Here is an 11,830-nt window from a genome sequence, read left to right as displayed (position 1 = left end):
CCGCTGGTGTGGCTGAGCACCCTCGTGCCGTAGTGGATGGGGGGCGACCGTTGTCGTCCGATCCGCCTGGCTCTCCCCGTAAGGACGCGATCGACCCGCTTGCGGGTTCTGTCGTGCGTCCTGCCCCAGCCTAATCACCATTCGCACCGGGACGGCATGACGGAGTGCACCGCCGGGCGTGACCTTTACGTCAAGACACGCCCGAAGGCTGCTCCGTTACGTCAGATCACACCAGCCATAACGGATGGAAGACGTCAAAAGACTCCCAAAATCGGTCCGTCGCTCTCCGGCGACACATGTCCGGCGAACGGGTTTCGATGGACCGGACTCGACGAACAGGTCCGCAAGGATCCCGGTCTCCCGCCGCCGGGGCCTTTGGGCGGCGGCCCCGGGCGACGCCGCGGCTCTACTCGCCGGGGCCGGCCGTCCCGCCGTTGTGCGGCGCGGGCTCCAGGTCGAATTCACCGTCGCGTGCGCCGAGTACGAACGCCCGCCACTCCGCTTCCGTGTACCGCAGCACGGTCCCGTGGTCGACGGACGACCTCATGGCCACGGCCCCGTCCGGCAGATACGCGATCTCGACCCGCTCCTCGTGCTCCGAGGTGCCGGGCGCGCCCTTCCACTCCACCGCCGAGATGTCGAGTGCGTAGAGCTCTTCCTTCTCGCGTTCCTTGCGTTCCTTGTCGTGTGCGTCAGCCATGGCTGCCCGGTCCCTTCACCACGTACGAACGAGCTGTCCGCTCAGCCTACTTGGGGAGACCGTGCCTGCTCACAGGTTCCGGACGACCCGGGTCCGGAGGGTGAGCGGCGGCGGATCGCGCCGCCTGTCACCGGCTGAGGAGCGTGATGGCCGTGCAGGTGCCGCTCGCCGCACCGACTGCCATCACGGTCACCGATACACAGCGTCTCCTCAGCTGTTCGTAGCGCGCCGTGTACTCGCCGCGCAGTTCGGCGGCCCGGCCGGAGATCCGTACGAGTACGGCCCGGGACACGGCCACCCGGTCTGCCGTGTAGACGCGTTCCACCTCGTCCCGCTGGGCAGTCGTCAGCCAGGGCAGCTGGCCGGCGAAGCGGGCCGCCTGCCGCCGGGCCTCCGCCACCTCCGCGCTCCACAGCAGGTACCCCTCGATCCGCACGAGCCCGCGCGCGGTGTCCTCATCGGTTGCCACGCCTACTCCTCGCTGTCCTTGCCCGTCCACTGGATCGTCCACCGGCGGAAACGGCGGGCGGCGCTACTTGTGGGTGCCCGTACCCGGACCCGTGCCCGTTCCGGTGGACGAAGCGGCGGCCGCGTGCGCCGCTTGTTCGAGAGCGGTGATCGCGGGGTAGTGCAGGTCGAAGGCCGGACTCTCGGAGCGGATCCTCGGCAGGGTCGTGAAGTTGTGCCGGGGCGGCGGGCAGGACGTCGCCCATTCGAGCGAACGGCCGTAGCCCCACGGGTCGTCGGCGTCGACCTTCTTGCCGTACTTGGCGGTCTTCCAGACGTTGTAGAAGAACGGCAGCAGCGAGAACCCCAGCAGGAAGGAACTGATGGTCGAGATGGTGTTCAGCGTGGTGAAACCGTCCACCGCGAGGTAGTCCGCGTACCGCCGCGGCATCCCCTCCGCGCCCAGCCAGTGCTGCACCAGGAACGTCCCGTGGAAGCCGACGAACAGCGTCCAGAAGTTCATCTTGCCGAGCCGCTCGTCCAGCATCTTGCCGGTGAACTTGGGCCACCAGAAATAGAACCCGGCGAACATCGCGAAGACCACGGTCCCGAACACCACGTAGTGGAAGTGCGCGACGACGAAGTACGAGTCGGAGACGTGGAAGTCCATCGGGGGCGAGGCCAGGATGACGCCGGTCAGACCACCGAAGAGGAACGTGATCAGGAAGCCGATGGCCCAGAGCATCGGTGTCTCGAAGGACAGCGAGCCCTTCCACATCGTGCCGATCCAGTTGAAGAACTTCACACCGGTCGGCACCGCGATCAGGAACGTCATGAAGGAGAAGAACGGCAGGAGCACACCCCCGGTGACATACATGTGGTGGGCCCACACCGTCACCGAGAGTCCCGCGATGGAGATCGTGGCGCCGACCAGGCCGATGTAACCGAAGACCGGCTTGCGGGAGAACACCGGAATGATCTCGGTCACGATCCCGAAGAACGGCAGCGCGATGATGTACACCTCCGGATGCCCGAAGAACCAGAAGAGGTGCTGCCACAGCAGGGCTCCGCCGTAGGCCGCGTCGAAGACGTGAGCGCCGAACTTCCGGTCCGCTTCCAGCGCGAGCAGCGCGGCTGCCAGCACGGGGAAGGCCAGCAGCACGAGCACGGCGGTCAGCAGGGCGTTCCACACGAAGATCGGCATCCGGAACATCGTCATGCCGGGGGCACGCATGCAGATGATCGTCGTGATGAAGTTGACCGAGCCGAGGATGGTGCCGAAGCCCTGGAAGGCCAGCCCCATGATCCACAGGTCCGCGCCGACCCCGGGTGAGCGGACCGTGCTGGTCAGCGGGGAGTACGCGAACCAGCCGAAGTCGGCAGCCCCGTCCGGGGTGAGGAAGGCGCCCATCACGATCAGCGCACCGAGCAGGTACAGCCAGTAGGCGAAGAGGTTGAGCCGGGGGAACGCCACGTCGGGCGCCCCGATCTGCAACGGCATGATCCAGTTCGTGAAACCGATGAACAGCGGTGTCGCGAACATCAGCAGCATGATCGTGCCGTGCATCGTGAACGCCTGGTTGTACTGCTCGTTCGACACGATCTGCGTGCCCGGCCGCGCCAGCTCGGCCCGCATCAGGAGCGCCATCACGCCGCCGATGCAGAAGAAGGCGAACGAGGTGGCCAGATACATCGTGCCGATCGTCTTGTGATCGGTCGTGGTCGCCCAGCTGACGATGACGCTTCCGGGACGCCTGGGACGTGCCGGCACCTCGCTGTCGTAGTCGTACTCGTCATCGGGTGCGGGTGAATCCTCGGTGGCCCTCGTCGTCACTGCGGTACTCCTGCTGCTGTGATCGCGCCCTGTCAGGCTGGACAGCACAGGAGCATGGCCCAGCCCGTGCCGCGGGGTTCCGATGCGGCGTGGCGTGGCGCGCTGCTTGAGCCGTTCGGACGTACCGGCCGGGGCCGGGGGAGGCCGGGCGGGGGGACGCGGAAAGGCTGATACGCTGTGTGACGGCCGTCTGTGTACGCGCTTCCGGATGACCTGGAGGCTGCGCTCAGCGGACCCCGCCTCCCGAGTTACGGAAGTTCCCCAGAGTATTCGACCTGGGGCACTCGGTGGCCTGAAGACTCACGAGGAGTACGCGTGTCGCTCGACGCCGCTACGAAGAAGCAGATCATGACCGAGTTCGGCCAGAAGGAAGGCGACACCGGTTCCCCCGAGGTTCAGGTCGCCATGCTCTCGCGCCGCATCTCGGACCTGACTGAGCACCTCAAGATGCACAAGCACGACCACCACTCCCGCCGGGGTCTGCTGATCCTGGTCGGCCAGCGTCGCCGCCTTCTCCAGTACCTGGCGAAGAAGGACATCCAGCGCTTCCGTGCGCTGGTCGACCGCCTCGGCATCCGCCGCGGTGCGGCCGGCGGCGCCAAGTAAGAACGTTGTGCGAGGGAGCGGGCCCCATTTCCTGGGGACCGCTCCCTTTGCCGTACGCGCGGCTGCCGCACATACGGCGGCTGTACGTGCGGAACCCGGACCGCGCTCAGTAATCTGGGTGTGCACGGCAGTACCGAACGCTGCAGTACCGAACGAGGGGAAGCGCCCTCAAGCCGCCGCCGGTCCTCGGTAGTGGCCCCCGGGAAACATCACCCGGGTGCTTCGATCGAAGACCGGCCCCGCACACATGGAGCGCTTCTCCGCCCCGTTCCCCGCCACACGGGCAGGGGGACGAAAGACGACGAGTATGGAGAAAACGCTAGTGGAGAACGAGACCCACTACGCCGAGGCCGTTATTGACAACGGAACCTTCGGCACCCGCACCATCCGCTTCGAGACGGGCCGCCTCGCCAAGCAGGCCGCCGGCTCCGCCGTGGCGTACCTGGACGACGACACCATGGTGCTGTCGGCCACCACCGCTTCCAAGAAGCCCAAGGACCAGCTCGACTTCTTCCCCCTCACGGTGGACGTCGAGGAGCGGCAGTACGCGGCCGGCAAGATCCCCGGCTCGTTCTTCCGCCGCGAGGGCCGTCCCTCCGAGGACGCGATCCTCACCTGCCGCCTGATCGACCGGCCGCTGCGCCCCTCCTTCAAGAAGGGCCTGCGCAACGAGATCCAGATCGTCGAGACGATCATGGCGCTCAACCCCGACCACCTGTACGACGTGGTCGCGATCAACGCCGCCTCCGCCTCCACGATCCTGGCGGGCCTGCCCTTCTCCGGCCCGATCGGCGCCACCCGCGTCGCCCTGATCAAGGGCCAGTGGGTCGCCTTCCCGACGCACACCGAGCTCGAGGACGCCGTCTTCGACATGGTCGTCGCGGGCCGTGTGCTCGAAGACGGTGACGTCGCGATCATGATGGTCGAGGCCGAGGCCACCGAGAAGACCATCCAGCTCGTCAAGGACGGCGCCGAGGCCCCGACCGAAGAGGTCGTCGCCGCCGGTCTCGAAGCCGCGAAGCCCTTCATCAAGGCGCTCTGCAAGGCCCAGTCCGACCTCGCCGCCAAGGCCGCCAAGCCCACCGGTGAGTTCCCGGTCTTCCTCGACTACCAGGACGACGTCCTGGAGGCGCTCACCGCCGCGGTCAGGACCGAGCTCGCCAAGGCGCTCACCATCGCCGGCAAGCAGGAGCGCGAGGCCGAGCTGGACCGCGTCAAGGAGATCGCCGTCGACAAGCTGCTCCCGAAGTTCGAGGGCCGCGAGAAGGAGATCTCCGGCGCGTACCGCGCGCTGACCAAGTCCGTCGTGCGTGAGCGCGTCATCAAGGACAAGGTCCGCATCGACGGCCGTGGCGTCACGGACATCCGTACGCTCGCCGCCGAGGTCGAGGCCATCCCGCGCGTGCACGGCTCGGCGCTCTTCGAGCGTGGCGAGACCCAGATCCTGGGCGTCACCACCCTCAACATGCTCCGCATGGAGCAGCAGCTGGACACCCTCTCCCCGGTGACCCGCAAGCGCTACATGCACAACTACAACTTCCCGCCGTACTCCGTCGGTGAGACCGGTCGCGTGGGCTCGCCCAAGCGCCGCGAGATCGGCCACGGAGCGCTCGCCGAGCGCGCCATCGTGCCGGTGCTGCCGACGCGCGAGGAGTTCCCCTACGCGATCCGCCAGGTCTCCGAGGCGCTGGGCTCCAACGGCTCGACGTCCATGGGCTCGGTCTGCGCCTCCACCATGTCCCTGCTGAACGCCGGTGTGCCCCTCAAGGCCGCCGTCGCCGGTATCGCCATGGGCCTCATCTCCCAGGAGATCGACGGCAAGACGCACTACGTCGCCCTCACCGACATCCTCGGTGCGGAGGACGCGTACGGCGACATGGACTTCAAGGTCGCCGGCACGAAGCAGTTCGTGACCGCGCTCCAGCTCGACACCAAGCTCGACGGCATCCCCGCCTCGGTCCTGGCCGCCGCGCTGAAGCAGGCCCGTGACGCACGCCTCCACATCCTCGACGTGATGAACGAGGCCATCGACGTCCCGGACGAGATGTCCCCGAACGCCCCGCGGATCATCACCGTCAAGATCCCGGTGGACAAGATCGGTGAGGTCATCGGCCCCAAGGGCAAGATGATCAACCAGATCCAGGAGGACACCGGCGCCGACATCACGATCGAGGACGACGGCACCATCTACATCGGTGCCCAGCAGGGCTCGCAGGCCGAGGCCGCGCGCGCCACGATCAACTCGATCGCCAACCCGACCATGCCGGAGGTCGGCGAGCGCTACCTGGGTACGGTCGTCAAGACCACCACCTTCGGTGCGTTCGTCTCGCTCATGCCGGGCAAGGACGGCCTGCTGCACATCTCGCAGATCCGCAAGCTCGCCGGTGGCAAGCGCGTGGAGAATGTCGAGGACGTGCTCGCGGTCGGCTCCAAGGTCCAGGTCGAGATCGGCGAGATCGACTCCCGCGGCAAGCTCTCCCTCGTCCCCGTCATCGAGGGCGAAGAGGACGAGAAGACGGACGACACCGACAAGTGACGTCCCGCAGTTCCGTGACGACGGCCCGCACCTCCCCGGAGGCGCGGGCCGTCGCCCGTACCCAGAGCCACCTCACGGACGAGAACGACAGCAGTGCATAAGGACGGAAACGTGAGCAACGCCGGAGCACAGTCCAGCGACGCGGTCCGCAGGACCATCCTCCCGGGCGGTCTGCGCATCGTCACCGAGACCGTCCCGTCGGTACGATCGGCGACCTTCGGGATCTGGGCGAACGTCGGGTCCCGGGACGAGACGCCGGCCCTCAACGGCGCCACCCACTACCTGGAACACCTCCTCTTCAAGGGCACGGACAAACGCAGCGCCCTCGACATCTCCTCCGCGATCGACGCCGTCGGCGGCGAGATGAACGCCTTCACGGCGAAGGAGTACACCTGCTACTACGCGCGGGTCCTGGACAGCGATCTGCCGCTGGCCATAGACGTCGTCTGCGACATGCTGACCGGCTCGCTGATCACCGCCGACGACGTCGAGGCCGAGCGCGGCGTCATCCTCGAAGAGATCGCGATGACCGAGGACGACCCCGGCGACATCGTGCACGACCTCTTCGCGCAGACGATGTTCGGCGACACCCCCCTCGGCCGTCCGGTGCTCGGCACCGTCGACACCGTCAACGGCCTCAGCCGCGACCAGATCGCCCGCTTCTACAAGAAGCACTACGACCCGACGCACCTCGTGGTGGCCGCCGCCGGCAACCTCGACCACGACACCGTGGTGCGCCAGGTCCGCGAGGCCTTCGACCGCGCGGGCGCGCTGACCCGTACCGACGCGGTACCGGTCGACCCGCGCACGGGCTCCCGCACGCTGCGCACCGCGGGCGGAGTCGACCTGCTGAACCGCAGGACCGAGCAGGCGCACATCATCCTCGGCATGCCGGGGCTGGCCAGGACCGACGACCGGCGCTGGGCGCTCGGCGTCCTCAACGCCGCACTCGGCGGCGGCATGAGCTCCCGTCTCTTCCAGGAGGTACGGGAGAAGCGCGGTCTCGCGTACAGCGTCTACTCGTACACCTCGGGCTTCGCCGACTGCGGGCTCTTCGGCGTCTACGCCGGCTGCCGCCCCAGCCAGGTCCACGACGTCCTCAAGATCTGCCGGGACGAACTCGACCGGGCAGCGAACGAGGGCGTGAGCGACGAGGAGATCCGCCGGGCCATCGGCCAGCTCGCCGGTTCCACGGTGCTCGGTATGGAGGACACCGGGGCTCTGATGAACCGCATCGGCAAGAGCGAACTGTGCTGGGGCGCCCAGATGTCCGTCGACGAGATGCTTGAGCGGATCACCGCGGTCACCCCGGACGAGGTCCGGGCGGTCGCCCACGACATATTGGGCCGGCGCCCCTCGCTGTCGGTGATCGGACCGCTGAAGGACAAGCAGGCCGACCGCCTCCACGAAGCGGTCTCCTGAGCCGGACCGTCTGTGGGACGCGCCTGGCATGGCACGAAGCGTGAATCGCGAGCGATGAAGGAAGAGCAAGCATGAGCAGCAAGCTGCGCGTAGCGGTCCTCGGCTCCCGGGGCCGTATCGGTTCCGAAGCCGTACGGGCCGTCGACGCCGCCGACGACATGGAACTGGTCGCGGCCATCGGCCGGGGCGACCCGCTCGACGCGCTCACCGCGTCCGGCGCCCAGGTGGCCGTCGACCTGACGCACCCCGACTCGGTGATGAGCAACCTGGAATTCTGCGTACGCAACGGAATCCACGGCGTCGTCGGCACCACGGGCTGGACCGACGACCGCATCGCGCAGCTCCGCTCCTGGCTCGCCGCGTCCCCGCAGACCGGCGTCCTCATCGCCCCGAACTTCTCCGTCGGGGCCGTGCTCACCATGACGTTCGCGCAGGCGGCGGCCCGTTTCTTCGAGTCCGTCGAGGTCATCGAGCTGCACCACCCGAACAAGGCCGACGCCCCTTCGGGCACTGCCCGGCGCACGGCCCAGCTGATCGCGGCAGCACGCGAGAAGGCGGGCTGCGCCCCGCAGCCCGACGCGACGAGCACCGCGCTGGACGGCGCCCGGGGCGCCGACGTCGACGGCGTCCCGGTCCACTCCGTGCGGCTGCGCGGCCTCCTGGCCCACCAGGAAGTGCTGCTTGGCGGCGAGGGCGAGACCCTCACCATCCGCCACGACTCCCTGCACCACAGCAGCTTCATGCCGGGCATCCTGCTCGGTACGCGCCGCGTGGTGGCCACCCCCGGCCTCACCTTCGGCCTGGAACACTTCCTCGATCTGAGCTGACCCGATGCGCGCAAAGATCACCTACCTCGTCACGGCCGCCGTCCTGGTCTTCTACTTCGTCCTGGTCGGCAGCCGGGGCGTGCTGCTCATCCAGAACGGCACGCTGCTCACCGTCACCTTCGGCGTGGCCGTGCTGATCCTGCCGCTGATCGGCATCTGGTTCCTCTGGAAGAACACTCAGTTCGTGCAGCGGGCCAACCGGCTCGCCGCCGAACTCGACGCCGAAGGCGGCCTGCCCGTCGACGAGTTGGTACGTACGCCCAGCGGCCGGATCGACCGTGACTCGGCCGACCGGGTCTTCGCCCGCCGCAAGGAGGAGGCGGAGGACAGCCCGGACGACTGGCGCTGCTGGTTCCGTCTCGCGGTCGCCTACCAGGACGCCAGGGACACCCCGCGCGCCCGCAAGGCGATGCAGCGCGCCATCGCCCTGCACGCGGGCAGGCCCGTCAGTATCTGACGGGCCCGCGGTCGCCGGGGTCGCCGGCGGGGTCAGCTGCGGTCGGCCCAGCCGAGCCGGTACTCGGCGCCCCACGCCTCGATGGTGTCCGCGGCACGGTCGAAGGCCTCGTGGCGTGCCAGGAAGTCTGCACTGTGGTCGGTGAGCAGCGGTGGCAGCTGCTCACCCCCCTGCTGTACGAGCAGGAGCGCCTCACCCTGGACCGTGCGCGGCAGTCCGAGCCAGCGGACCGGCTGCTGCACGGTGCGTACCGCCGCGGTCCGGCGCCAGGGCACGGTGACCGTGGTGAAGAAGCCGACCCGCCGCACCCCGTGCTTGCTGACCCAGGTGCCGATGCGCAGCAGCCGCAGCGCACAGGCGACGACCACGAGGCCGAGGACGAGGGTGACGCCCGCGCCCGGCGCCGCACCGGCGAACGCGATGATCATCGCTGCCAGCAGGATGAACGAGGCCAGCAGCAGGAGCATCGCTGCCGCCCCGACCCGCCAGGGACCCGGGCGGTACGGGCGTCGCCACTGATCGTGGTCGTCGAACGGCAGCGCGACGTCGTCGGCATTCTCGGCGGTTGCGTCAAACGCGCGGTCGGCCGTCAGGAAAGGCAGGGGCACGACTGATCCTCACTCACAAGCACGCTCGATTGGCTGTGCCCGGTGAGGCTACCGATGAGATGATCGTCGGACCACCCCAGGGGTCCGGACGAGTCAGTGCCGCGGCCGGCCGGCGCCGGACGGGTCAGTGTCCGTGTGCCGCTTCGGACTGCTGTGTCTGCGCGGGCGTCTGATCGGCGGCCAGAGCGGGCACTCCGAACAGCAGCGATCCCACCAGGCCGCCGACGACCGTGAGGCCGACCAGCACGCGTCCGGCGAGCTGGGACGTACTGGGGCGCAGACGGGGCGGGGGTTCGACGTTGCTGCGGAAGCGGTCGGCGTCAGCGACGAATGTGAACGGGACGGCCTCTCGCCGGCGGAACATAGGGGCACTTCTCCTTGGCTTGTTAATTTTCCGGTTCCACTCTGGTTCCACATATTCAGACGTTCAATGCTGCCGATCGGTGCCCGATTTCCACGGATTGGCAGAACTTTTCTGCTGACGGTCCGTCCGTCCCCGGTTGTCAGTACCGCGCCGTAGAGTGGACGCCGCCCGAGCGATGCATATGGAAGGACCCCGCCGGTGAGCGACACTCCCACCCCAGACACCAAGCCGAGCTTCCGCAGCGACGTCACCGTCGAACTGGTGAAGCACAGCGCGAGCGACTCCGACGTGCTGTGGGCGGCCCGAGTCTCCACGGCGGGTGAGCAGTCCCTCGAAGAGCTCCAGAAGGACCCGGAGCGCTCCAAGGGGCTCATCAACTACCTGATGCGCGACCGGCACGGCAGCCCCTTCGAGCACAACTCGATGACGTTCTTCATCAGCGCCCCGATCTTCGTGTTCCGCGAGTTCATGCGGCACCGTGTCGGCTGGTCGTACAACGAGGAATCGGGCCGCTACAGGGAGCTGGAGCCGGTCTTCTACGTACCTGGCGAGTCCCGCAAGCTGGTCCAGCAGGGCCGCCCCGGCAAGTACGAGTTCGTCGAGGGCACCGCCGCCCAGCAGGAGCTGACCGGCCGTGCCATGGAGGATTCCTACCGTCAGGCCTACGACGCCTACCAGGAGATGCTGGCGGCCGGTGTGGCCCGTGAGGTGGCCAGGGCGGTACTGCCCGTCGGTCTCTTCTCCTCGATGTACGCGACCTGCAACGCCAGGTCGCTGATGCACTTCCTCGGTCTGCGCACCCAGCACGAGCTGGCGAGGACGCCGTCCTTCCCGCAGCGGGAGATCGAGATGGTCGGCGAGCGGATGGAACAGCACTGGAGAAACCTGATGCCGCTGACCCATGCGGCCTTCAACACCAACGGTCGCGTCGCCCCATAAGGTACACACGTTCGATTGGGTCGGCTGAAGTGTCCGTATTGCACCCTTTGGTGAAGTTCATCTAGGCTGATCAAACGGACCCGGCACTGCTTGAACCCCCGAGCAGGCAGTGCCGGGCTCCGTAGCTCCTGTCCCCCGAGGGGGCAGGGCGCACTGAGCACCGAGTAGCGTGGTACCCATGGCTCCGATCTCCACTCCGCAGACCCCCTTCGGGCGGGTCCTCACCGCCATGGTCACGCCCTTCACGGCGGACGGCGCGCTCGACATCGACGGCGCGCAGCGACTTGCCACCCATCTGGTGGAAGCAGGCAATGACGGCCTGGTCGTCAACGGCACCACGGGCGAGTCCCCGACCACCAGCGACGCGGAGAAAAACGACCTCGTGCGGGCGGTACGGGAAGCGGTCGGAGACCGTGCTCACGTCATCGCGGGTGTAGGGACCAACGACACCCGGCACAGCCTGGAGCTGGCACGCGCGGCCGAGGGCGCGGGCGCGCACGGCCTGCTCGCCGTGACGCCGTACTACAACAAGCCGCCCCAGGAGGGTCTGCTCCGGCACTTCACCGCCATAGCGGACTCCACCGGGCTGCCGGTCATGCTGTACGACATCCCCGGCCGCAGCGGCGTCCCGATCAACACCGAGACCATCGTCCGGCTGGCCGAGCACCCGCGCATCGTGGCCAACAAGGACGCCAAGGGCGACCTCGGCCGGGCCAGCTGGGCCATCGCGCGCAGCGGTCTCGCCTGGTACTCGGGCGACGACATGCTGAACCTGCCGCTCTTCTCGGTGGGCGCGTGCGGGTTCGTCTCCGTGGTAGGCCACCTCGTCACTCCGGAGCTGCGCTCCCTCCTGGAGGCGTACCTCCAGGGCGACGTCCAGAAGGCGACCGAGATCCACCAGCGGATGCTGCCGGTCTTCACCGGCATGTTCCGGACGCAGGGAGTGATCACGACGAAGGCCGCGCTGAGCCTCCGGGGCCTGCCTGCCGGTCCGCTCCGGCTCCCCCTGGTGGAACTTGCCCCGGAGGAAACGGCCCAGCTCAAGATCGATCTTGCCGCCGGCGGGGTAGAACTTTAAACACAGACTTCA

Annotated in this window: 12 protein-coding genes; 7 read left to right on the top strand and 5 right to left on the bottom strand. The window is 68.1% G+C overall.

What is annotated here, in order from left to right; all coding sequences use genetic code 11:
• Nucleotides 1–406: 406 nt before the first annotated feature.
• The 3 genes from OG584_RS08265 to ctaD form a co-directional block, all read right to left on the bottom strand.
• Entirely contained in the window at nucleotides 407–700 is a 294-nt protein-coding gene (locus OG584_RS08265) for a DUF397 domain-containing protein (RefSeq protein ID WP_405776563.1), read from the bottom strand.
• A gap of 127 nt (nucleotides 701–827) precedes the next feature.
• Complete coding sequence (locus tag OG584_RS08260) at nucleotides 828–1,169, bottom strand: hypothetical protein (RefSeq protein ID WP_405776561.1); 342 nt, start codon at nucleotides 1,167–1,169, stop codon at nucleotides 828–830.
• Between the two features lie 63 nt (nucleotides 1,170–1,232).
• Nucleotides 1,233–2,981 carry a cytochrome c oxidase subunit I gene (ctaD, locus tag OG584_RS08255; RefSeq protein ID WP_405776559.1) on the bottom strand — a complete coding sequence of 583 codons (1,749 nt, stop codon included), beginning with the start codon at nucleotides 2,979–2,981 and terminating at the stop codon, nucleotides 1,233–1,235.
• A gap of 315 nt (nucleotides 2,982–3,296) precedes the next feature.
• Here ctaD and rpsO point away from each other — a divergent pair, with 315 nt between their 5' ends.
• The 5 genes from rpsO to OG584_RS08230 all read left to right on the top strand — a co-directional run bounded on the left by rpsO (nucleotide 3,297) and on the right by OG584_RS08230 (nucleotide 8,829).
• The gene (gene rpsO / locus OG584_RS08250) at nucleotides 3,297–3,587 is read left to right on the top strand and encodes a 30S ribosomal protein S15 (protein ID WP_250297433.1); all 291 of its coding nucleotides are present in this window, start codon (nucleotides 3,297–3,299) and stop codon (nucleotides 3,585–3,587) included.
• Nucleotides 3,588–3,909: 322 nt separating this feature from the next.
• Entirely contained in the window at nucleotides 3,910–6,123 is a 2,214-nt protein-coding gene (locus tag OG584_RS08245) for a polyribonucleotide nucleotidyltransferase (RefSeq protein WP_405783930.1), read from the top strand.
• Nucleotides 6,124–6,234: 111 nt separating this feature from the next.
• On the top strand, nucleotides 6,235–7,545 hold the full coding sequence (locus OG584_RS08240) for a M16 family metallopeptidase (protein ID WP_405776557.1): 1,311 nt from the start codon (nucleotides 6,235–6,237) through the stop codon (nucleotides 7,543–7,545).
• 71 nt (nucleotides 7,546–7,616) lie between these two features.
• The gene (gene dapB / locus OG584_RS08235) at nucleotides 7,617–8,372 is read left to right on the top strand and encodes a 4-hydroxy-tetrahydrodipicolinate reductase (protein WP_405776555.1); all 756 of its coding nucleotides are present in this window, start codon (nucleotides 7,617–7,619) and stop codon (nucleotides 8,370–8,372) included.
• 4 nt (nucleotides 8,373–8,376) lie between these two features.
• Nucleotides 8,377–8,829, top strand: a complete 453-nt coding sequence (locus tag OG584_RS08230; RefSeq protein ID WP_405776553.1) for a hypothetical protein — start codon at nucleotides 8,377–8,379, stop codon at nucleotides 8,827–8,829.
• Nucleotides 8,830–8,861: 32 nt separating this feature from the next.
• Here the strand turns inward: OG584_RS08230 and OG584_RS08225 are convergent, their stop codons facing one another.
• Nucleotides 8,862–9,437 (bottom strand): hypothetical protein, encoded by a 576-nt coding sequence (locus tag OG584_RS08225; protein WP_405776551.1) that lies wholly within the window; start codon nucleotides 9,435–9,437, stop codon nucleotides 8,862–8,864.
• 124 nt (nucleotides 9,438–9,561) lie between these two features.
• Entirely contained in the window at nucleotides 9,562–9,801 is a 240-nt protein-coding gene (locus tag OG584_RS08220; protein ID WP_405776549.1) for a hypothetical protein, read from the bottom strand.
• A 198-nt stretch (nucleotides 9,802–9,999) separates the two neighbouring features.
• Here OG584_RS08220 and thyX point away from each other — a divergent pair, with 198 nt between their 5' ends.
• On the top strand, nucleotides 10,000–10,740 hold the full coding sequence (gene thyX, locus OG584_RS08215; RefSeq protein WP_405776547.1) for an FAD-dependent thymidylate synthase: 741 nt from the start codon (nucleotides 10,000–10,002) through the stop codon (nucleotides 10,738–10,740).
• A gap of 178 nt (nucleotides 10,741–10,918) precedes the next feature.
• Nucleotides 10,919–11,818, top strand: a complete 900-nt coding sequence (dapA, locus tag OG584_RS08210) for a 4-hydroxy-tetrahydrodipicolinate synthase (RefSeq protein ID WP_405776545.1) — start codon at nucleotides 10,919–10,921, stop codon at nucleotides 11,816–11,818.
• Nucleotides 11,819–11,830: the final 12 nt, after the last annotated feature.

The organism is Streptomyces sp. NBC_00859 (genome assembly GCF_045161865.1).
Taxonomy (GTDB): Bacteria; Actinomycetota; Actinomycetes; order Streptomycetales; family Streptomycetaceae; genus Streptomyces.
The sequence above is the reverse complement of the archived record's forward strand: the minus strand, read 5'-3'. Positions and strand labels throughout refer to the sequence as shown.